The following is a 20,518-nucleotide window of genomic DNA, read 5'->3' on the forward strand; positions in this document are numbered from 1 at the left end:
TTTCTTGCGGCCCAGCACACTCGAGCAGCGCAACGCCGTGCAAAATGCACCAAGGCGACTTGCCTTTGACAAGAAAGTTAACAGCCGCGCATGAAGCCCCGTCCGCCAGGCGCATTGACCGCAGCCCACCGCCAGCATGGCTCGCCGGGATGGCCCGCCGCCGTGCCGCGGAACCCGCGCGCCGGGGAGCGCCGGTGAAAAGGGACGAAACCCTGGCCGAGGCCAACGAGCGCCTGGAGGCCGAGGCGCTGGCGCTGGCCGCGGCCAACCAGGCCCTGGCGCAGGAGCTCGCCGAGCAGCGCCGCGCCGCCGAGGCGCTTCAGGAGGACGTCGAAAGCCTGCGCAGCCTGGCATCGATTTCCTCTGACTGGTACTGGGAGCAAGACGCCGATTACCGCTTTACCGACTTCACCGCCGAACGCGGCATGCGCCCCACACCCACAAGCAGCATGGCGGACCCGGACCTCAAAAGCGCCATCGGCAAGCGGCGCTGGGAACTGGCCGGCGCCTATCCCGTGAGCATGTCCTGGGACCACCACCGCGCGGTGCTCGAGGCGCACCGGGCGTTTCGCGATTTCGAATACATCCGGGTGCTCGACGGCGTGGCCCATTATTTTTCCGCCAGCGGCGTGCCGGTGTTCAACAAGCAGCAGGAGTTCGCCGGCTACCGCGGCATCACGCGGGACATCACGGTGGCCAGGCGCATCGAGGAAAAAGAACGCAAGGCCGCGCGCTTCCTCGACGACGTCGTCGACAACATGCCGGTTGCCGTGCACCTGAAGTCGGTGCAGGACGGCCTGCGCGTGGTGGCATGGAACAAGGCTGCCGAAAGCCTGTACGGCATCCGGCGCGAGGACGCCATGGGCCGCACCGTGCACGACCTCTGGCCGCAGGAGCACGCCGACCGGATCAACGTGTCCGACGTCGAGGTGGCCAACAGCGGTGTCATGCAGGATTTCCCCGACAGGGTCATCATGACGCGGGACCGCGGAAATATCCGCGTGCACATGCGCAAGGTCCCGCTCAAGGACGGGGGCGGCGCCGTCACGCACGTTCTGCTCACGGCCGAGGACATCACCGAGCGCCTGGCCGCCGAGGACCGCCTGCGCCGCAGCCAGGCGCGGTTCGAAAGCCTCACCCAGCTCTCGTCCGACTGGTACTGGGAACAGGACAAAAACTTCCGCAATGTCTTTGTCTCCAACGATCCGCAGCGTTTTGCCCTGGGAACTCAGGTCATCGGGGAGGGATTATGCCGGTGGGACCTGCCCAACTCCGCGCCGCTTGTCGGCACGTGGGAAGATCACAAGGCCGCCTTGCAGGCGCATTTGCCGTTTCGTAATTTTGAGTACCGGCTGACCAAGGCGGATGGGAGCGCCATTTACCGCAGCGTCAGCGGAGAGCCGGTGTTTGGCGACGACGGAGCCTTCGAAGGCTACCGCGGCGTGGGAAGCGACATTACCGAGCGCAAGCAGACCGAAACCGCGCTGCGCGCGAGCGGCGCGCGTTTCCGGGTGGTGGTCGGGGCGCTTGCCGAAGGCGTGATATTGCGCGACGCCGAAGGCAAAATCATCGACTGCAACACCAGCGCGGAGCGCATTTTCGGCAAGAGCCTGGCACAGATGAAGGGGCTGTCCTCGGCCGCGCTGGATTGGGAGCGCTTGCGCGAGGACGGCACCCACATGCCCGAAGTTGAATGGGCCAGCGTGCGCGCCAAAACCAGCGGCCAGGCGCAGAGCAACGTCGTGCAGCGTTACCGCAGGCCCGACGGCAGCACCTTCTGGGGCCTCATTAACGTGCAGCCGCTGTTCGACGGCAACAGCGACGTTCCCACCGGCTTTGTCACTTCGATCTCCGACATCACCAAGCGCAAGCAGGCCGAGGTGGAAATCGTCCGGCTCAACGTCGACCTGGAAAACCGCGTGCTGCGCAGGACGGCGCAGCTCGAAGCGGCCGGTAAGGAAATGGAGGCCTTCTCGTATTCGGTGGCGCACGACCTGCGCACGCCCCTGAGCACCATAGACGGCTTCTGCGCGCTGCTCGAAAAACACATGCCGCCCGCCGCCGGCGAGCGCGCCCTGCATTTCCTCGAGCGCATACGCAGCAGCGTACGCCGCATGGGCGAGCTCACCGACGGGCTGCTGGCCCTTACGCGCCTGTCGCGCACCAGCATGGTCTGGGACACGGTGGACATCAGCGCCGAGGCGCTGCGCGTGGCCAAGCAGCTCAAGGACGCCGAGGCCGGGCGCGACGCGCGCATCACTGTCGAGCCCGGGATGCTCGCGCGCGGCGACCAGGCCATGCTCTCCCAGGTGCTGGATCAGCTGATCGCCAACGCCTGGAAGTTCAGCGCGAAGAAAGAGCATGTCGAGATCACCGTCGGCAGCCAGCGCGGCAAGGATGCGCAGACCGTGTTCTTTGTGAAGGACAAGGGGGCGGGCTTTGACATGGCCTATGTCGACAAGCTGTTCGGTAACTTCGAGCGCCTGCATTCGCCCGAGGAGTTCGCCGGCAGCGGCATAGGCCTGGCCACGGCCAAGCGCATCATCGACCGGCACGGCGGAAAGATCTGGGCGCAATCGGTGGTTGGCGAAGGCAGCACCTTTTATTTCTCGCTCGGCGGCGACCAGACAGGCATCGGGCAACCCGCCCAGCCCGCCCGGGCCGCCGAGGCGGAACAGGACTCGGGCTTCTCGACGCTGGAGGCGCCCACCGGCGAGCTCTTCAGCAGCGACAACGACGCCTTCATGCTCAACGACCAGCAGTTCCAAAACGCGTTCGAACACGCTGCGATCGGGATGACGTTGATCGGCATAGACTCGCGCCGCCTCAAGGTCAACAACGCCTTCTGCCAGATGCTCGGTTATTCCGAGGCGGAGATGCTGGCGCGCACCATCCACGACCTGACCCACCCCGACGACATCGAATGGGACCTGGAGCAGCGCAAGCGCGCGCTGGCCGGCGAGATCGAATCCTTCCACACGGAAAAGCGCTACATCCACAAGGACGGCCACACCGTCTGGGGTTACATGAGCTGTTCGCTGGTGCGCGACGAGGACCGCAAGCCGCTGCGCTTCATCGCGCAGATCCAGGACATCACCGAACGCAAGGAGACCGAGAAGGTGCTTCGCGAGAGCGAGGAACGCTTTCGCGCGCTCACCGCGCTGTCGTCCGACTGGTTCTGGGAGCAGGACGAGAACTTCCGCTTTGTCGAAGTTTCCGGCGAGGCCCCGACGGCGTCGGGCCTTCAGAAATCGGCTTATGGCAAGACCCCCTGGGAGCTCGATTACAGCCAGATGACCGACGCCGGCTGGGCCGACTACAAGGCCATAGTCGCGCGGCGCGAGGTTTTCCGCGACATGGAAACCACACGGCGCGACTCCAAGGGCCGGACTCGCTACTTCAGCATCAGCGGCGTGCCGAAATTCGATGCCGACGGCAAGTTCACCGGCTACCGGGGAACCGGCCGCGACATGACCGAAATGCGCCGCGTCACTGAGGCGCTGCGCACCAGCGAAGCGCAACTACGCGAAATCACCGACACCATACCCGCCTGGATTACCTACGCCGATGCAGACCAGCACCTGCGTTTTCACAACCGGGCCTACGAGGAAGTCTTCGGCATGACGAGCGAGCAGCTCGCAGACAAGACCATCCGGCAAATCGTGGGCGAGGAGATGTACGCGCTGATCAAGCCCCGGGTGGACGAGGTGCTGCAGGGCTATCCGGTGGTCTATGAACGTGCGCAGAAGACCGCGCGCGGCGGCATGCGCGACTACGTGGTCAATTACTTCCCGCGCTACGGCGACGGCGCCGACGAAGGAAAGGTGATCGGTTTCTACACGCTGGCCAACGACGTGACCGAACTCAAGCGCATAGACCGCATGAAAAGCGAGTTCGTCTCCACCGTCAGCCATGAGCTGCGCACGCCGCTCACCTCGATACGCGGCTCGCTGGGCCTGATCTCCGGCGGCGTCGCCGGCCAGCTGCCCGAGGCCGTCAAGACCCTGGTGGGCATCGCCAAGAGCAATTGCGAGCGCCTGATCCGGCTCATCAACGACATCCTGGACATCGAGAAAATCGAGTCCGGCAAGATGACCCTGGACCTGCAGATCATCGAACTCAAGCCCCTGCTGGAGCAGGCGCTGGCCGCCAACGAGGGTTACGGCGCCGCCAAGAACGTCAGCCTGAGCCTGCAGTTCCCCGACGACGAGGAGTTGATGGTCAGGGCCGACGGCGACCGCCTCACGCAGGTCGTGACCAACCTGCTGTCCAACGCCATGAAGTTTTCGCCCAACGACGGCGTGGTGGAGATCCGCGCGATGCGCACTGCGATCGGCCTGCGCGTCGAGGTGCGCGACCATGGGCCCGGCATTCCCGAGGAATTCCGCAAGCGCATCTTCCAGAAATTTTCCCAGGCCGACTCCTCCGACACGCGCCAGAAGGGCGGCACCGGGCTGGGCCTGAACATTTCACGCGCCATCATCGAGCGCCTGGGTGGCAGCATAGGCTTTGAAACCCACACCGGCGAGGGCACCACCTTTTACTTCGAACTGCCCGAATGGGTGGAGCCGCCACCCACGCGCCCCGTGGAGATCAGCGGCGACCGCCCGCGCGTGCTGGTCTGCGAGGACGACCCCGACATCTCCCGCCTGATCGGCATGATGCTGGACAAGGGCGGTTTCGACGCCGACCCGGCCTACAGCGCCGAGGCGGCCCTGGCCATGCTGGAGCAGCAGCACTACGCCGCCATCACGGTCGACCTCAAGCTGCCCGGCCAGGACGGCATCGCGCTGATCCGTGCGCTGCGCGGGCGGCTACTCACGCGCGACGTCCCGGTGGTCGTGGTCTCGGCCTGGGCCGGCGAGGGGAAGGTGCAGTTCAACGACCAGGCGCTGACCGTCTCGGACTGGCTGGAAAAGCCCATCGACGAAAACCTGCTGGTGCTGGGCGTGCGCCACGCCATCGCCGGCGCCGCCGAAAACAAGCCCGTCATCCTGCACGTCGAGGACGACCCCGACATCCAGCGCATCGCTGCCACCATCGCGCAGGACTTCGCGACCTTCGTCTTCGCGGCCACGCTGCAGGAGGCGCGCTCGCGCCTGCATAGCCAGCCCTTCGACCTGGTGCTGCTGGACATCAACCTCAAGGAAGGTTCGGGCTGGGACCTGCTGACCGACATCGAGGCGCTCGAGTCGCCGCCGCCGGTGGTGGTGTTTTCCGCGATCGAGGCGACCCGGGCCCAGGCCGCGCGCGCCACCGCCGTGCTGGTCAAGGCCAAAACCTCCAACCAGGAACTGCTTGAGACCCTCAGGCGGGTGCTGGGCCTAGCCCGTCCGCCTGAAATAGAGCTCGAGTAAGGCTGCCGGTAGTTCCTAGGCGCCCGGCGATTCCATCATCGCCGTGTAGCGCCGCTGCATCTCCTCGGGTGTCACCGTTTCAATGCTGTGGCCCACGCTCCAGCGGTGGCCGAAGGGGTCGCGAAAACTGCCAGAGCGTTCGCCGTAGAAATGGTCTTGCGCGGCCATCTCCAGCGTGGCGCCGGCCTGCAGCGCGCGGGCGATGACCGCGTCGCAGTCATCGACGTGCAGGTGCAGGGTGACGCTGGCCGGCATGTCCCGCGCCGGCGCCGCGACGCCGCATTCCGGGAACTCGTCGGACAGCATCAGCGTGGCGCCGCCGAAGTCCAGTTCGGCGTGGCCTATGCGGCCGCCGGGCTCCGTCAGGCGGAATTTTTCGGTCGCCCCGAACACCGAGATGTAAAAAGCCAGGGCTTCTTCAGCGCCCTTGACGTGGATGTAAGCGAACAGTTCGTGAATGGCCATGCCGGCTCCTCTGAAAGGGAATGCGGCCAGTCTATCGCCCGGCATTCGCCAGGTCTTGAACAAAATTGACATGCGGCCACGAAGAGGCCGCACCGGCTGCGGGCGGCACCGGCACATGGTTGGCCGAGGCCGGCCGCGCCAGCCGGTACTGCTCGGGTGTGAGGCCGGCGAATTCACGGAACTCGCGGTTGAAATGCGGCTGATCGCTGTAGCCCGCCTCCATCGCCACGGCGGCCAGGGCCAGAGGGCTCTGCACCCCCGGCAGGGCTTTCTGGAAACGCCGCACCCGGCAATACAGCTTGGGAGCCAGGCCCACGGCCTGCGAGAAGATGCGTATGAACTGCCGATGGCTGTAGCCGCTGCGGGCCACCGCATCATTCACGTCCATGCCCGCCTCGAATTGCCGCAAGGCCAGCATGGCCACCGGGTGCGCGGCCCGCGCCGGGCCGGCGCTCAGGCGCTGCAGCAGCAGGGCCTCAAGGCGGTGCAGGGCATCCCGCGGTGTCGCGGCGGCCAGCAACTGCTCGCGCGCCACGGCGGCATGGCTGCCCCACAGGTCTTCCAGGCTCACGTGTTGTCCCGCCAGTTCATCGGCCGGCAGGCCCAGCAAGGCCTGCGCCGCGCCGGGCAGCAACTGCACGCCCACCGAAGGGGAGGGTGCGGTAATGTCTTTGGCGTAAAACACCGCGCGCGGCCCGCCCACCAGCGTATGGCCGAGCTGCCGTCCCTCGCCGTCGGCGGCGCTGTCGAAGATGCGCACGGACGGCCCCGAGAGGCGGAACACCAGGTGCATCAGGCCGGTCGGCAACACATGCTCGCGCGCCGGCTCAGTCTTGGCCTCCAATGCCGCAGGCAAGCTGGCCCACGCCGTCTTGACGAAGGGTGCAAGCAGAGGATGGGGCGCACGTTGCATGAACTTATGGACTTTGAAGCCTGGGCTTGTCTTCAGTCTAGGCCCTGGCGGCGGCCCTGTCATGCCGCCGGCCATGCGGCGGCGCAGCCTGCGGCTATTCCTGGCTGCGAATTCAACTTCCCTGTGCAACGAAATTTAATTTCAAACTAAACGCACATTCTTCAGGGTAATCACTTACATAATCTCACAATTAGCCAAATATCCTACGATTTCTGAAATTAACTTTCACGTAGGAGTGCTTATGGCTTACCGCATACAGACACGCCGGCTGCTGCCGGCACTGGTTTTTGGCCTGATGGCCGCTTGGCAGGGCGCCGCCCCGGCGCTGGCCCAGACCACGGCCTCGGCGGCCAACCTGGCCATGGTGGGCGAGCCGCCCTCGCTGGACCCGATGCAGGCCACCACCGACCTGGTCGGCACCATCATGCAGCACGTGTACGAGCCGCTCTACACCTTTGACGCCAAGTGGAATGTCGTGCCCATGCTGGCCGAAGGCATGCCGCGCTTCTCGGCCGACGGCAAGGTCGTCACCATCACCCTGCGAAAGGGCGTGAAGCTGCACTCGGGCCGCGCGCTGGACGCCGAGGACGTGGTCGTCAGCCTCAAGCGCTGGATCAAGGAAGCGCCGCGCGGCAAAGCCGTGGGCAAGGAAATCACCGATCTCAAGGCGCTCAACGACACCACCGTCGAACTCACGCTGAAGTCGGCTTACGCGCCGCTGCTCGCGCAGCTGGCCCTGCCCAGCGGCATGGCCGCCATCATGGCCAAGGAAGCCGTGCAGATTCCGCTGCGCGACTTCATCGGCACCGGCCCCTACAAGTTCAAGGAACGCCGCACCGACCAGTACGTGGTGCTCACGCGCTTTGACGGCTACACCTCGCGCAAGGAGCCGGCCAACGGCTACGGCGGCAAGCGCGAAGCCTTCATCGAAGAGCTGCGCTTCATCCCCGTGCCCACGCCCAACACGCGCGTCGAAGGCGCCATGTCCGGCCAGTTCCACTTCGCCGACCTGCTGCCCATAGACGCGCTGGCCCGCCTCGAAAAAGCCGGCGGCCGCGCCACCGCCGTGATCACACCGGCCTTTGGTTTCCCCTACCTGGTGTTCAACACGCGTGAGGGCATCAACGCCAACAAGGGCATGCGCCAAGCCATCCAGACCGCCATAGGTCCCGGCGAGATGATGGCCGCCGGCTTCGGCGACACGCGTTTCTTCACGGCCGAGGCCAACCACTTCCCGCAGGGCTCGCCTTATTACTCCGCCGCCGGCGGCGATAACTACAACCAGCGCGACCCCGCCAAGGCCAAGAGCCTGGCCGAAGCCGCCGGCTACAAGGGCGAGACGGTGCGCATCCTGACGAGCCGCCAGTACGACTTCCACTACAACATGGCGATGGTCATGGCCGAGCAGCTCAAGCGCGCCGGCATCAAGGCCGAACTCACGGTGGTCGACTGGGCCACGCTGGTGCAGCGCCGCAACGACTCCGCCGCCTGGGACATCTACGTGACGCACTCGGGCCTGCTGCCCGAACCGATGCTCTCGCCGCCGCAGCTCGGCGACGGCGCGCCCGGCTGGTGGAACACCCCCGGCAAGCAGGCCGCGCTGCTCGAGTTCAACCACACGCCGGTTCCCGCCAAGCGCGCGCCGCTGTGGGGCAAGGTGCAGCAACTCGTGTATGACGAAGTGCCCTACATCGACATCGGCAAGTTCAACAGCCTGTCGGCCAAGTCCACCAAATTGGAAAATTACCAGCCCGCGTTGTGGCCTTTCTTCTGGAATGTGAAGCTGAAGAACTGAGACTGAGCGTGAGCGTGAGCGGCTCCTGATGCAAAAAGCCGTACGGCTGCAAGCCGCACGGCTTTTTTTTGGAGAGGTCCTCGAGGTCCGTTTTGGATCCAGGCATATGTTACGTTCGCGGCTGCCCAGCCCCAGTACCTCAAAAACCAGGAGATCCCTTGTTCACACGAATTTCGCTAACCCGCCTGTACGTGGGTTCCGTCTACAAACTGGTTTTTGTCGGGACGGCCTTCTCCCTGATACCGCTTTGCCTGGTGTTTGGCCTTCTCGCCGCATTCGGCTTCAACACGGTGCAATGGGAGGGCCGGCATATGCACGGCGTGATGGGTTTCCTTCTGGGGCCCCTCATAGGAATCATGATGACCGGATTTCTCACGGCCGTTATTGGAACCGCCTGCGTTGTCGGCCTCTGGCTTTTCTCGAAATTCAGGCCGCTCTCGCTCTGGGCCAAAAACATCACCCATCATGCCGATGAGGTGGCTTGAGCGCCTGCCCTGACGCGAGCGGCCACAAGCCGCACGGCTTTTTCATGGGTGAGAGGCAATCAGGGCTGTTTGCTTCGGTTCATCGCGTTGTCGAACTCTTCGCGTGACAAAAAACCGTCCTTGTTGGTATCGGCCTCGTCAAAGTGCTTCGAGACACCGCGAAAGTTCGACGCCTCGTCGCGGCTGATCTTGCCGTCGCCGGTCTTGTCCATGAACTTGAAAGCGCGCTCCAGGTCCTTGGGGTCGTAATAGACGACGGCCGGTGCTGCGGGTGTTGCGGCGGGCGCTGAGGCTGCCGCCGCCGGCTCCGGAGTCTGGGCGTTCGCCTGCGCGGCCAGCAAGGCGGCCGCAGCGGCCAGGGCCAGCAAAGACCCCAGCATCAGGATGCGGGGACGGTTCAGGCCGGCGGGCGCGTAGGTGGGAACGGTCGTGGGCGTGGTCTGTTTCATGGGCTTCCTGCGAGAGTGGTCAGTCATTCATTGAATGCTACCCCCGGCCCCAATGCCAGTGTTCTTGCAGGGTGTTGCGCCGGTTTACCGCAGGGCGGACGCTGGACACATTTCTTTGCGCGATATCCCCGCGCCAAAGCTTGAATTTGAGGAAAACGGCGCAATGGTTCGATGCCACGTTGCCGCTCTCGCTCCTTCCCCCAGCGGGGGAAGGAGCGAGAGGAAGAGCCGCCCGCGCGCCAATGTGGACAGACCTCGCGCGACAACACAAAAAAACATCTTCCTGCAGCAGCCCGGTTGACAAGCCCCGGCACCGTGACAAACATGGGCATGAAAGGAGATTCCCATGCTTGCCAACCGAAACGCCATGGCCACCATCGCGGTCAAGGACCTTGCCGCCGCGAAGAAATTCTATGAGGGCACGCTAGGCCTCACACCGCTCGAAAGCGGCGAAGAGGAAGTGCTGACCTACCAGAGCGGCACCGCCACCATCCTGGTTTACGTCTCGCAGTTCGCCGGCACCAACCAGGCGACTTCCTGCACCTGGGGTGTGGGCGACGAATTCGACAACATCATGAAAGCGCTCAAGGCCAAAGGCGTAGCGTTTGAGCACTACGACATGCCCGGCATGGCGCTGCAGGGCGGCGCCCATGTCGCCGGCGACTTCAAGGGCGCCTGGTTCAAGGACCCGAGCGGCAATATCCTGCACATCCTCAACCGCTAATCCGGCCGGATGTCAGAAGCGCACTTTGAGGAAGGCCGATGGCCCCTTGAGCTTCACGCGAAAGCGCGCATTGTTGCTGTCGCGGCGCAGGTCGATGTCGGTCAGGCCGTAGTCCAGCACCACGCCGACGTTCTTCATCGGGAACCATTCCACGCCCACGGCGGCGTTGTAGATTTCTCCGCGCGCGCTGCCGCCGGTTTTTTTCACGCCCGAGGCGTCGGCGAACAGGCGCAGGTCCGGCGAAATCGCATGCCTGAGGCCCACTTCCACCAGCGGCGCCACCGCGTCGTCGCTGTCGCTTTGCCGGATGCTGCCGGTGCCGCCGCCGGTGACCGCCGCGGTGGCGTTCAGGTCCAGCCCCACGCGGTAGTAGGCGGCGCCCAGGCCCAGGCCCAGCACGGTGTTGCCCGAACCCAGCCACCATTTGTAGGCCAGCTTGGCGAAGTCCACTTTCACGTCGAGGTTCGCCGTGCCTGTGGTCGTCACCGTGCCGCTGCCGATGTTGAAGTTGCTGGCCAGCGAATCCCCGTAGCCGCGCTTGAACTGGTAATAGTCGAAGGACAGGCCCTGGCTCTCGAACAGCAGCACGTCGGCCTTGATGCGCGGCATGGTCACGCTGCTGCTCTTGGAGTCGCCCGAGTCCAGCCGGCCGAAGTTGGTGTTCACCGCCGCGTTGAAGGTCGGGTCGGCGTGGAAAGCGCCTATCGAGAAACTCGCGCGGTCCAGGGCCGGCGAGGGTTGGGCCAGAGCCGCGCCGCCCAGCAGCGCCAGGGCGCCAAGCCCGGCCATCTTCAGGGCCCGGCCGGCAAGGCGGGGCAATGGAGTCATCCGCATGAAATACATCCCATGGCTAAAAGTGCGCGGCGTGCTGCGAGTGTTTTAAAAATGCCGCAAGGCTCCCGTTTCCTGTCCTCAAGAATCCGTTCTAAATTAGCCAGCGCAATCCCGTCCGGCTATCCGCCAAAATCCGAGGCGCTTGTAGGACAGGGCGCGACGCATATTGCCCGCCGGCTTCGCCTGCCATGGCGTAACATGCGCGGCCACGGCATGGTTTCGCGCCGGATCGACCAGAACCTGCCCTGATTTGACGGACAACATTCATCCATGAAGCAGAGGAGAAACCGCAAATGAGACAACACATGGACAGCCGCAAGCGCTGGTGGGCCCTGATGGTGCTGTGCCTCGGGGTGCTGATGATCGTGCTCGACACCACCATCGTCAACGTGGCCCTGCCTTCCATACGCACCGACCTGCATTTCACCGAGACCTCGCTGGTCTGGGTGGTCAACGCCTACATGCTGACCTTCGGCGGCTTCCTGCTGCTGGGGGGCAGGCTCGGCGACCTGTACGGCCACCGCCGGCTTTTCCTGGCCGGGCTCAGCCTGTTCACCGTGGCCTCGCTGGCCTGCGGCCTCGCCAACTCGCAGGCGCTGCTGGTCGTCGCGCGCGCGGTGCAGGGCCTGGGCGGTGCGGTGGTCTCGGCGATCTCGCTGTCGCTCATCATGAATTTGTTCACCGAGCCGGCCGAGCGCGCCAAGGCCATGGGTGTTTACGGCTTTGTCTGCGCCGGCGGCGGCAGCATAGGCGTTCTGCTGGGCGGCCTGCTGACCGACGCGCTGAGCTGGCACTGGATCTTCCTGGTCAACCTGCCCATAGGCGGCGCGGTCTTCGCGCTGTGCCTCATGCTGCTGCCCGGCGGCAAGGGCGAGGCCACCGGCGCGAAGCTCGACGTGGGGGGCGCCGTCACCGTCACCAGCTCGCTGATGCTGGCCGTCTACGGCATCGTCAACGGCAACGAGGCCGGCTGGCTCTCGGGCCAGACCCTGGGCCTGCTGGGCGCGGCCGCGGTGCTCATGGCCGTCTTCCTGGCCATCGAGTCCAAGGTGCAGACGCCGCTGATGCCGCTGGGCCTGTTCCGCCTGCGCAACGTCGCCACCGCCAACGTGGTCGGCGTGCTCTGGGCCGCCGCCATGTTTGCCTGGTTCTTCATCTCGGCGCTCTACATGCAGCTGGTGCTGGGCTACAGCGCCATGCAGGTCGGCCTGGGATTTTTGCCGGCCAACCTCATCATGGCCGCCTTTTCGCTGGGCCTGTCGGCGAAGATCGTCATGCGCTTCGGCATACGCGCGCCGCTGGCCGCCGGCCTGCTGCTGGCCGCCGTGGGCCTGGCGTTGTTCGCGCGCGCGCCCGTGGGCGGCAGCTTCGCGTTCGACGTGCTGCCTGGCATGCTGCTGCTGGGCCTGGGCGCCGGCATGGCCTTCAACCCGGTGCTGCTGGCCGCCATGAGCGACGTCGACCCGGCGGAGTCCGGCATTGCCTCCGGCGTGGTCAACACCTCCTTCATGATGGGCGGCGCCCTGGGCCTGGCCGTGCTGGCCAGCCTCGCGGCCGCACGTACCACCGCGCTGGCCGGCACCGGCGTGGATGCGGTCGCGGCGCTCAACGGCGGCTACCAGCTGGCCTTTGTGATCGGCGCGGTCTTCGCGGCCGTGGCCGCGGTGCTGGGCGCCGTGCTGCTCAGGCCCGCGGGCGCGGCGGCCGCCGGCGCCAAGCCGGCCGCAGTCACGCACTAGGCGTCACGCCGTCCGGCCATGGGAAAGCGCTGCCCGCGCAAGGCGTTGCCGTCCTACAGGCCGGGCGAAAGGGCCAGGCCTACGATCCGGTTTTTCCCTCCAGGAGAAACCCATGTCCGACGACAAAAGCAAGACAGGCGCAGACCGCAAGCTGATCTCTCTCGAGCAGGCCCATGAGCTGCGCGACTGGATGAAGTCGCTGGGCTGCACCGAGCAGCAGCTGCGCGACGCCGTCAAGGCGGTGGGCCATTCGGCCGAGGCCGTGCGCGCCCACCTCGCGAAAAAATAAACGGCCATCCGCCGCGCACCCAGCATGTTCGACCTCCATGCCGACTGGTGGGAATTGCCTCTGCGCGCCGTGATCATCTACGGCGCACTGCTGGCCATGGTCCGCTTCTCGGGCCGGCGCACCGTCGGGCAGTTCACGCCCTTTGACCTGCTGGTCGTGATGCTGCTCAGCGAGTCCGTCTCCAGCGGCCTCAACGGTGGGGAAGAATCGGTGACCGGCGGCCTGCTGGCCGCCGCGACACTGGTGGCCCTGAACGTGCTCGTCGCCTTCGCCACCTCGCGCAGCGCCCGCCTGCAGACGCTGATGGAAGGCCGGCCGGTGCTGGTCGGGCGCGACGGGAAAATATTCGCCGACGTCCTCAAGAAGCACCGCATCCCCGTGGAGGACATCGAGCAGGCCCTGCGCGAGGCCGACTGCGAGCAGTCCGACATGAAGTTCGCCTGTCTCGAGGCCGACGGGAAAATCAGCATCCTCAAAGAAGCCAGCAGCCCGCCGCTGGCCCTGTCCCGTGAACACGGATGAGCTTCCGCGCAGCCGCCGTGTGCTGCTGCTGATCGACTTCATCAACCCCATGGATTTTCCGGGCGCTGAGGACTTGGCCGAAAGCGCCGTCCAAGCCGCGCGCGCCACCGCCGCCCTCAAAGCCGTGCTGTGCGAGCAAGGCGTACCCGCCATCTATGCCAACGACAACTACGGCGGCTGGCAGTCCGACTTCCAGAGCCTGGTCGAGCGCTGCGCCGGCAGCCCCGGCGCTTCCGGCGAGATGGCGCGCCTGCTGCGCCCCGGGCGCGGCGACCTCACCGTCCTCAAGCCCAGGCACTCGGCCTTTCTGGGCTCGCCGCTGGACCTGCTGCTGTCCCGCATGGACGCCAAGGACATCATCATCACCGGCGTGGCGACCGACATGTGTGTGCAGCTGACAGCGATGGACGGCTTTCTGCGCGGCTTCAAGCTGCAGGTTCCCTCCGATTGCTGCGCCGCTGAATCGGCGGAATACCACAAGCAGTCGCTGGCCTATATGGCACGCATCCTCAAGTGCGACATTTCGCCCTCGGCCTTCATCCAAAGCGCCGTCACCCCCGCATCCCAACACAGGAGAAGCGCATGACCACCCTCACCGGAAGCTGCCATTGCGGCAAAAACGCCTTTCGCATAGACGGCGACATGCCGGACCAGCTCACACGCTGCACCTGCTCCTTCTGCAGCAAGCGCGGCGCGCTGCTCGCGTACTACACCCCTGAGCAGTTTCACGTCACCACGCCCGCGGCCGCCGACGCGATCTACCGCTGGAAGACCAAGCTGGTCGACCATCACTTCTGCCCCGAGTGCGGCATTGCCACCTATACCGACAGCCCGGCCTTCGAGATGGACGGCAGCTGGGACGGCAGCACGCGCCGCATAGGCGTCAATGCGCGCCTGTTCGATGATTTCGATGCGGCCACCGCGCCCGTCACCGTGATCGACGGCAAGAACCTCTGGTAGCCGGCGCGGCCGCAACAACCCTCAGAAATGCGGCGGCAGTTCATCGCGCAGGCTGCGCGCGGTGGTGATGTCGCCGTCGCGCACCGGCGCGGCCTTGAGGTCGGCGACCTCGCGCAGCAAGGCGTCGATTTGCTGCTGCTGGCGCACGATGATCTTGTCGAGCTGGTCCAGCAGGTCTTCGGCAAAGCTGGCCTTGATCTCGAGTTCGGTCAGGCGCTGCTCGGTGTCGCTGCTGCCATGCGCAGCCTGCGGGTCGTTTTTGGGGTGTTCCATGCCCGTATTGGACACGAAGCCCGGCCATTGCCTTTTCCCCAGGCCTTGTCTAAGCTGGCCCCATCTTTCGCAGAAGGGGGGGGCAACATGGTGGAACAAACCATTGAGAAACCGGAAGCGCCAGGAGGAGCAAGACAAGCAGAAGGCGGCCTGCAGGCCGAGCGTGACGCCATCGCGTCACGCCGCGCGTTTGTCTATGCAGACGGCAAGGGCCCCGAAGAAAACTGGGGCCTGGCCCTGTCGGGCGGCGGCATCCGCAGCGCGACCTTCTGCCTGGGCGTGCTGCAGGCGCTGGCGAAAGCCCCGTTCAAGCTGCCGGCGGAAACCAATAACCCCTTGCCCAAGTCCCTGCCGGCTTCCTCCATCAGCGCATGGCCCCTGCTGGCCCGCTTTGATTTCTTGTCCACTGTCAGCGGCGGCGGCTACACCGGGGGTTTCTTCTCCGCGCTGTTCCGCGCCAGGGAGCCGCTGGAGCCGTCCMCGCCCGCAGCCGCGCCGGCGCCCACACCGATGGAACTTGCGAGCGAGGCCTACGCGGCGCTCGCCACCGATCCCCCCGGCAGGCTCAGCAAGCTCCAGGTCTCCTTGGCCAAGGCGCCGCCCGCCACACCCGACCGCCCCTTGCGCTGGCTGCGCGAAAACGGCCGCTACCTCGCGCCCAACAACACCGGCGACCTGTTCTACGACGTCGCCATCGCCATCCGCAACCTGTGCGCCGTGCACTACGTGATGGGCGTCACGCTGCTGGCCGTGTTCCTGCTGATGTTCGCCCTGCGTTTCGCCAGCCTGCAGATTCCGGTCGATGCGGTCAGCCATGCGGCGGCCGGGCTGGAGCGTTTCATGCAGCCGGCGCTGCCGCTCAAGGATTTCCGGGTCTGGTACAGCCCCTGGTTCGGCGTGCTGGGCGCCTGGTTCCTGGTCGCGGTCGTCCCCTGTGGCGTGGCCTACTGGCTGGACCAGGACAAGCCCATGGCCCAGGCCGAAGAGCCCATCCCCAAGCCGGCCCTTGCGGCGGCCGCCTTGCTGGCGCTGGGCATCGCCGCCGCCTGGCTGCTCTGGCCCAAGGCGCCGGGCGTTCCCTCCGGGCTCCTCGATGTTCCGCTGCCGCTCACCCTGCTGGCGCTGATGGACCTCTCGCTGTTCGTGTCCCTGCTGGTGTTTTGTGCCGCGAAATATGTCCCGTGGCAATCATCCAGGCTGTTTCGCAACCGCATCACGCGGTGGCTGTCGAATGTGCTCACCGTGTTGTGGGTCGTCGGCCTGCTCGCGCTGCTGGAGACCGCGGGCCAGACCCTCTACCTCTGGATGGCGGCGAGCGCTCCGGGGCCCGGCATGGTGTTCAGCGTGGCGGGTGCCGTCACCGCGCTGGTGGCGGCGATACGGCAGTTCGCCCCCATGCTGGCCCAGCCCGGCAAGGACAGTTGGCTCGGCAAGCTTCCGCTCAACGCCATCCTCGGCGTTGTCGGCCTGGCGCTGGCCCTGCTGCTGGCCGTGGCCTGGAACTGCGTGGCCGCCGCCTTGCTGCTCGGCCTGCAGCCGCCGGCCCCGGGGCTCATCGTCGAAGCCATGTTCACTCAGGCCGGCGCCGGCCTGGGTTTCACCGGACCGCTGCGCTATGTGTACCCGGCGGTATTGATGGGCTTCTGCCTGCTGGCCACGGTGGCGGCGGGCTGTTTCCTGGGTTTCATCAATTTGTCCAGCCTGCAGACCATGTACGGCGCACGCCTCACGCGCGCTTACCTGGGCGCCTCGAACAAAAGGCGCTTCGACCCGGCGCAACCCAAGATGGACGTGACCGAGGCCGACGCCAGCGACGACTTTACGCGCGAGGCCTACTACCGAAACAATCATCTCGGGCCGGCCCACCTCATCAACGTGACCATCAACGCCACCACCGGTACCGGCGACCAGCTCACGCAGCGCGACAGGCAGGGCCTCCCGATGGCGGTCACGCCCGCGGGCATCACCGTGGACGGCCTGCCCTGGGATTGCCGCACCGGCCACGTCGCGGGCATGCCGCCGCCCGCCAAAGTCCCCAGGCGCCCGCCGCCCGAGCTGTCCATAGGCCAGTGGATGGGCATATCCGGCGCGGCGTTCTCGACCGGCCTGGGCCGCGGCACTTCGCTCGGGCAAGCCATGCTGTTCACCCTCATCAACATACGCCTGGGCTGGTGGTGGAATTCCGGAAAAAGGGATGCCAAAAAGCTGTCGCCGCTGTGGCGCAACCAGGCCTATCTGCAGCGCGAACTGCGTGCGCGCTTCCTCGGGACCGACGGCTCGCACTGGTACCTCAGCGACGGCGGGCATTTCGAGAACACCGGCGTCTTCGAGCTGCTGCGCCGGCGCGTGGGCTTTATCGTGTGCTGCGATTGCGGCGCCGACCCCCACTACGGCTTCGCGGACCTGGCCAACCTCATGCGCCTGGCGCGCATCGACTTCGGCGCGGAATTTGAATGTGTCAGGCCCGCCGACGTTCCCCGTTTCGCCCCGGATGCGGAGAGGCTGGCGCCTTACTTCGCGAGTGATGAAGCCGAGCTGTGCCCGCCAGCCGGCCCTGAGGGCAAGCTTTCGGCCGTTGCCGACGACAAGTGCGCCTTGCTTTATCGCGTGCGTTACGCGGGCAGCGCCGACGAGAGCATCGTGCTGGTGCTCAAGCCGCGCCTGATCCAGAGCGCCCCGCTGGACCTGTTCCAGTACCAGGCCAGAAACCCCTCGTTCCCGCAGCAGACCACCTTTGACCAGTTTTTTGACGAAGCCCAGTGGGAAAGCTACCGCAAGCTGGGGGTGCTGATCGGGTCACGCGTCTTTCGATGAGGGACGCCGGCCCTGCGCGGGGAATACCCGTTTCCGCCATCCGGAATACAGTGGGCGCTGCGCCGTGCAGCCGCCTTTCGTTTCACAATCCGCCACACCATGACCCAACTCCAGAACTTCCCCCAAGACTTCCCCATCACCCAGAAATGGCCCGCCCAGCATCCTGATCAGATCCAGCTGTATTCCTTGCCCACGCCCAACGGCGTCAAGGTCTCCATCATGCTCGAGGAGACCGGCCTGGCCTATGAGCCGCACCTCGTGAGCTTCGAGACCAACGACCAGATGTCGCCGGCCTTTCTCTCGCTCAACCCCAACAACAAAATTCCCGCCATCATCGACCCCAAGGGCCCAGGCGGCCGGCCGCTGCCCCTGTTCGAGTCCGGCGCCATCCTGGTCTACCTGGCCGAGAAGACCGGCAAATTCATCCCCCAGGACGCCGCAGGCCGTTATGAAACCCTCCAGTGGGTGATGTTCCAGATGGGCGGCATTGGACCCATGTTCGGCCAGCTCGGGTTCTTCCATAAGTTCGCCGGCAAGGAGTTTGAAGACAAGCGGCCTCGTGACCGGTATGTTGGCGAGTCCAAGCGGCTGCTTGGGGTGCTTGAGCAGCGGCTGCGGGGGCGGTCTTGGGTGATGGGTGATGAATACACCATTGCCGACATTGCGATCTTCCCGTGGGTTCGGAATCTGGTCGGCTTTTATGAAGCCGGTGAGCTTGTCGGGTTTGCTGACTTCCCGAATGTCAAGAGAGTGTTAGAGGTTTTTGTGGCGCGGCCGGCGGTGGTGAAGGGGTTGGGAATTCCTAAGCGGGGTTGAGTTTTTTGAAGCCGGTTCTTGCTCCGGCGGTGCGCGCTCTGCTGAGGGTTGCTGGCCGGGGGTAGCCCGGCAGCTACTCACTTTTCTTTTGCTTCGCCAAAAGAAAAGTAAGCAAAAGAAAAGGCGACCCTGGTTGCTGCGTCCCTTCGCTTCGCTGCGGGCAACCTGCGGTGCTCGGTCCAGACGGGGTCTCGCTAAACTCGCTTCGCTCAAACAACGCGATCCCTGATCCGTCTGGACCTCCGCTCCTCGGCGCATCCACAAGGGGTGGGGAGGAATACCAATACCGAATACCTGAAGAAACAAGGACTCGCCACGGCGAGTCCTTGTTTGTATTTGTCTTCTTTCCCCGCTCCCGATTGCCCCGTCCTGGCTGGGCCGAGGAGCGCAGAGACAAGCGGATCAGGGCCGGCGTTGTCTGAGCCGAAGGCGAGTTTAGCCGGACCCCGCTTGGCTCGAGCACCGCAGGTTGCCCGTAGCGCAGCGTAGGGACCCAGACTGCGGGTCGCCTTTTCTTTGGTGACTTTCTTTTGGCGAAGCAAAAGAAAGTTACTTGCTGCCGGCAACCCCGGCCAGCAAGACCAAGAGAAGGGCGCTCCGCCGGAGCAAGAACCGGCTTCATCAAGCGGCGGGGGCAGAGCCGCTCTCTGCCGTATGTCCAGCCGCATACCTCTCCAACAACAAATACAACACCATCCCCCCAGCCAGCGGCAAGAAGTAGTACAGCGCCCTGTACGCCAGCACCGCCCCCATAAGCGTCCCTTGCCGAACACTCCCAGACAACAAAGCCAGATACACCGCCTCCAACACTCCCAGGCCGCCGGGAATCGGCATGATCACCCCCACGATGGAAGCCGCCATCAACACCCCCAGCACCTTGCCGTATTCCACCTGGCCGCCCAGCAGCCAGAACATGGCCGCGCCCATTAAGGCCCAGTTGGTGGCCGACAGCAGCAGCTGCACCCCTGCCAGCCCGGGGGAGGGCAAGGTCAGCCGCCGCCCCCGCACACGCCACTCGCGCCCGCGCGCGAAGGCGCAGGCCGCCACGTAGGCGATGGCCAGCAACACCATGGCCACGCCCAGCGTTCGCAGCGCCGTTGCGCCTATGTGCGCCTGGCTGGGCAGGGCGATGATGCCGCTCGCGAACAGGCTGCCCGCCACCAGCCCGTAGCCCAGCCAGTTGGTCGCCAGGCTCAGGCCCACGATCTGTGCGATGGTCGCTTCATCGAGCCCGGCCCGTGTGTACAGCCGCGCCCGCAGCGCCACCCCGCCCACCAGCGAGCCCAGGTTCAGGTTGAAGGCATAACTCGTCACGGCGATCGCCCAGGTCTGCAGGCGCGGCAGTGTGTGGTGTGTGTGGCGCCGGCCTATCAGGTCGAAGCAGCCGTACAGCGCATGGCTGGCGGTAGCCAGGCCCAGCACACCCAGCAGCAGCCACGGCGAATAACGCCACAACGCCTGCCAGGCGCCGGCCCAGTCCACCTTGTGCGCATGCGACACCAGCAGGCCCAGCACCACAAGGCCCAGCGCGGGGAATACCCAGCGACGTGCGCGCGGCCACAGCGGTGTGGCGGTGGATTCGGATATGGAGGGGTCGGCGGGAGCGGGCGCCGCGGTGCTGCTGGGCATGGTGAGGGAATCTTCTCCCGGGCTGTGTGCCTTGCGCCAGAGCTTGGCGGCGCTGGTTTTTGTAGGCGCAGGCCGACGGGGAGGGTGCCGGGTCTTGCTCCGGCTAGTGCGCTTCCTCTGTGCTCTTTGCTGAGAGCGGTTGGCCGGGGGTAGCCCGGCGGCTACTCACTTTTCTTTTGCTTCGCCAAAAGAAAAGTAAGCAAAAGAAAAGGCGACCCTGGTTGCTGCGTCCCTCCGCTTCGCTGCGGGCAACCTGCGGTGCTCGGTCCAGACGGGGTCTCGCTAAACTCGCTTCGCTCAAACAACGCGATCCCTGATCCGTCTGGACCTCCGCTCCTCGGCGCATCCACAAGGGGTGGGGAAGGAATACCAATACCGAATACAGAAGAAACAAGGACTCGCCATGGCGAGTCCTTGTGGTCTTGGTTTGTTCTTTGTATTTCTGTCTTCTGTT

The 20,518-nt window shown here is 65.4% G+C and carries 18 protein-coding genes; 12 read left to right on the top strand and 6 right to left on the bottom strand.

Going from position 1 to position 20,518, the window contains the following annotated elements:
• The first annotated feature begins 194 nt into the window (after positions 1-194).
• A complete protein-coding gene (locus AC1D0O_RS09350) occupies positions 195-5,357 on the top strand; it encodes a PAS domain S-box protein (protein ID WP_477653237.1) in 5,163 nt (1,720 codons plus the stop codon).
• 15 nt (positions 5,358-5,372) lie between these two features.
• On the opposite strand, the gene AC1D0O_RS09355 is transcribed toward AC1D0O_RS09350, so the two are convergent.
• The gene (locus tag AC1D0O_RS09355; protein WP_477653238.1) at positions 5,373-5,822 is read right to left on the bottom strand and encodes a VOC family protein; all 450 of its coding nucleotides are present in this window, start codon (positions 5,820-5,822) and stop codon (positions 5,373-5,375) included.
• Between the two features lie 31 nt (positions 5,823-5,853).
• Positions 5,854-6,735 carry a helix-turn-helix domain-containing protein gene (locus AC1D0O_RS09360; protein ID WP_477653239.1) on the bottom strand — a complete coding sequence of 294 codons (882 nt, stop codon included), beginning with the start codon at positions 6,733-6,735 and terminating at the stop codon, positions 5,854-5,856.
• A 241-nt stretch (positions 6,736-6,976) separates the two neighbouring features.
• Here AC1D0O_RS09360 and AC1D0O_RS09365 point away from each other — a divergent pair, with 241 nt between their 5' ends.
• Together AC1D0O_RS09365 and AC1D0O_RS09370 are read left to right on the top strand one after the other, a co-directional pair.
• A complete protein-coding gene (locus tag AC1D0O_RS09365) occupies positions 6,977-8,530 on the top strand; it encodes an ABC transporter substrate-binding protein (protein ID WP_477653240.1) in 1,554 nt (517 codons plus the stop codon).
• 191 nt (positions 8,531-8,721) lie between these two features.
• Positions 8,722-9,015 carry a hypothetical protein gene (locus AC1D0O_RS09370; protein WP_477653241.1) on the top strand — a complete coding sequence of 98 codons (294 nt, stop codon included), beginning with the start codon at positions 8,722-8,724 and terminating at the stop codon, positions 9,013-9,015.
• A gap of 59 nt (positions 9,016-9,074) precedes the next feature.
• Here AC1D0O_RS09370 and AC1D0O_RS09375 read toward each other — a convergent pair whose 3' ends face one another.
• Positions 9,075-9,464, bottom strand: a complete 390-nt coding sequence (locus AC1D0O_RS09375) for an EF-hand domain-containing protein (protein WP_477653242.1) — start codon at positions 9,462-9,464, stop codon at positions 9,075-9,077.
• Positions 9,465-9,810: 346 nt separating this feature from the next.
• Here AC1D0O_RS09375 and AC1D0O_RS09380 point away from each other — a divergent pair, with 346 nt between their 5' ends.
• Positions 9,811-10,188, top strand: coding sequence for a VOC family protein (locus AC1D0O_RS09380; protein ID WP_477653243.1), 378 nt, complete (start codon positions 9,811-9,813; stop codon positions 10,186-10,188).
• 12 nt (positions 10,189-10,200) lie between these two features.
• On the opposite strand, the gene AC1D0O_RS09385 is transcribed toward AC1D0O_RS09380, so the two are convergent.
• A complete protein-coding gene (locus AC1D0O_RS09385; RefSeq protein WP_477653244.1) occupies positions 10,201-11,016 on the bottom strand; it encodes a hypothetical protein in 816 nt (271 codons plus the stop codon).
• Between the two features lie 18 nt (positions 11,017-11,034).
• Here AC1D0O_RS09385 and AC1D0O_RS09390 point away from each other — a divergent pair, with 18 nt between their 5' ends.
• The 6 genes from AC1D0O_RS09390 (at position 11,035) to AC1D0O_RS09415 (ending at position 14,532) form a co-directional block, all read left to right on the top strand.
• A complete protein-coding gene (locus AC1D0O_RS09390; protein WP_477653245.1) occupies positions 11,035-11,271 on the top strand; it encodes a hypothetical protein in 237 nt (78 codons plus the stop codon).
• Positions 11,272-11,315: 44 nt separating this feature from the next.
• On the top strand, positions 11,316-12,761 hold the full coding sequence (locus AC1D0O_RS09395) for a DHA2 family efflux MFS transporter permease subunit (RefSeq protein ID WP_477653247.1): 1,446 nt from the start codon (positions 11,316-11,318) through the stop codon (positions 12,759-12,761).
• Positions 12,762-12,873: 112 nt separating this feature from the next.
• On the top strand, positions 12,874-13,050 hold the full coding sequence (locus tag AC1D0O_RS09400) for a DUF3606 domain-containing protein (RefSeq protein WP_477653248.1): 177 nt from the start codon (positions 12,874-12,876) through the stop codon (positions 13,048-13,050).
• Positions 13,051-13,074: 24 nt separating this feature from the next.
• Positions 13,075-13,572 carry a DUF421 domain-containing protein gene (locus AC1D0O_RS09405; RefSeq protein WP_477653249.1) on the top strand — a complete coding sequence of 166 codons (498 nt, stop codon included), beginning with the start codon at positions 13,075-13,077 and terminating at the stop codon, positions 13,570-13,572.
• Complete coding sequence (locus AC1D0O_RS09410) at positions 13,559-14,158, top strand: cysteine hydrolase family protein (RefSeq protein WP_477653250.1); 600 nt, start codon at positions 13,559-13,561, stop codon at positions 14,156-14,158. The genes AC1D0O_RS09405 and AC1D0O_RS09410 overlap by 14 nt, the downstream gene beginning before the upstream one ends.
• Positions 14,155-14,532 (top strand): GFA family protein, encoded by a 378-nt coding sequence (locus AC1D0O_RS09415; protein ID WP_477653251.1) that lies wholly within the window; start codon positions 14,155-14,157, stop codon positions 14,530-14,532. Before AC1D0O_RS09410 ends, AC1D0O_RS09415 begins: the two co-directional genes overlap by 4 nt.
• A gap of 21 nt (positions 14,533-14,553) precedes the next feature.
• On the opposite strand, the gene AC1D0O_RS09420 is transcribed toward AC1D0O_RS09415, so the two are convergent.
• The gene (locus tag AC1D0O_RS09420) at positions 14,554-14,805 is read right to left on the bottom strand and encodes a SlyX family protein (RefSeq protein WP_477653252.1); all 252 of its coding nucleotides are present in this window, start codon (positions 14,803-14,805) and stop codon (positions 14,554-14,556) included.
• A gap of 87 nt (positions 14,806-14,892) precedes the next feature.
• Here AC1D0O_RS09420 and AC1D0O_RS09425 point away from each other — a divergent pair, with 87 nt between their 5' ends.
• Together AC1D0O_RS09425 and AC1D0O_RS09430 are read left to right on the top strand one after the other, a co-directional pair.
• Positions 14,893-17,619 carry a hypothetical protein gene (locus AC1D0O_RS09425; protein WP_477653253.1) on the top strand — a complete coding sequence of 909 codons (2,727 nt, stop codon included), beginning with the start codon at positions 14,893-14,895 and terminating at the stop codon, positions 17,617-17,619.
• 99 nt (positions 17,620-17,718) lie between these two features.
• On the top strand, positions 17,719-18,435 hold the full coding sequence (locus AC1D0O_RS09430) for a glutathione binding-like protein (RefSeq protein WP_477653254.1): 717 nt from the start codon (positions 17,719-17,721) through the stop codon (positions 18,433-18,435).
• A 621-nt stretch (positions 18,436-19,056) separates the two neighbouring features.
• Here AC1D0O_RS09430 and AC1D0O_RS09435 read toward each other — a convergent pair.
• Positions 19,057-20,064, bottom strand: a complete 1,008-nt coding sequence (locus AC1D0O_RS09435) for a lysylphosphatidylglycerol synthase domain-containing protein (RefSeq protein ID WP_477653255.1) — start codon at positions 20,062-20,064, stop codon at positions 19,057-19,059.
• Positions 20,065-20,518: the final 454 nt, after the last annotated feature.

The organism is Polaromonas sp. P1_F2, assembly GCF_056405735.1.

Excerpts from the sequence above, each read along its gene's own strand:
- AC1D0O_RS09355 (WP_477653238.1), bottom strand. The coding sequence starts at position 5,822 with ATGGCCATTCACGAACTGTTCGCTTACATCCACGTCAAGGGCGCTGAA.
- AC1D0O_RS09360 (WP_477653239.1), bottom strand. The coding sequence starts at position 6,735 with ATGCAACGTGCGCCCCATCCTCTGCTTGCACCCTTCGTCAAGACGGCG.
- AC1D0O_RS09365 (WP_477653240.1), top strand. The coding sequence starts at position 6,977 with ATGGCTTACCGCATACAGACACGCCGGCTGCTGCCGGCACTGGTTTTT.
- AC1D0O_RS09375 (WP_477653242.1), bottom strand. The coding sequence starts at position 9,464 with ATGAAACAGACCACGCCCACGACCGTTCCCACCTACGCGCCCGCCGGC.
- AC1D0O_RS09380 (WP_477653243.1), top strand. The coding sequence starts at position 9,811 with ATGCTTGCCAACCGAAACGCCATGGCCACCATCGCGGTCAAGGACCTT.
- AC1D0O_RS09385 (WP_477653244.1), bottom strand. The coding sequence starts at position 11,016 with ATGACTCCATTGCCCCGCCTTGCCGGCCGGGCCCTGAAGATGGCCGGG.
- AC1D0O_RS09390 (WP_477653245.1), top strand. The coding sequence starts at position 11,035 with ATGGCTAAAAGTGCGCGGCGTGCTGCGAGTGTTTTAAAAATGCCGCAA.
- AC1D0O_RS09395 (WP_477653247.1), top strand. The coding sequence starts at position 11,316 with ATGAGACAACACATGGACAGCCGCAAGCGCTGGTGGGCCCTGATGGTG.
- AC1D0O_RS09400 (WP_477653248.1), top strand. The coding sequence starts at position 12,874 with ATGTCCGACGACAAAAGCAAGACAGGCGCAGACCGCAAGCTGATCTCT.
- AC1D0O_RS09405 (WP_477653249.1), top strand. The coding sequence starts at position 13,075 with ATGTTCGACCTCCATGCCGACTGGTGGGAATTGCCTCTGCGCGCCGTG.
- AC1D0O_RS09415 (WP_477653251.1), top strand. The coding sequence starts at position 14,155 with ATGACCACCCTCACCGGAAGCTGCCATTGCGGCAAAAACGCCTTTCGC.
- AC1D0O_RS09420 (WP_477653252.1), bottom strand. The coding sequence starts at position 14,805 with ATGGAACACCCCAAAAACGACCCGCAGGCTGCGCATGGCAGCAGCGAC.
- AC1D0O_RS09430 (WP_477653254.1), top strand. The coding sequence starts at position 17,719 with ATGACCCAACTCCAGAACTTCCCCCAAGACTTCCCCATCACCCAGAAA.
- AC1D0O_RS09435 (WP_477653255.1), bottom strand. The coding sequence starts at position 20,064 with ATGCCCAGCAGCACCGCGGCGCCCGCTCCCGCCGACCCCTCCATATCC.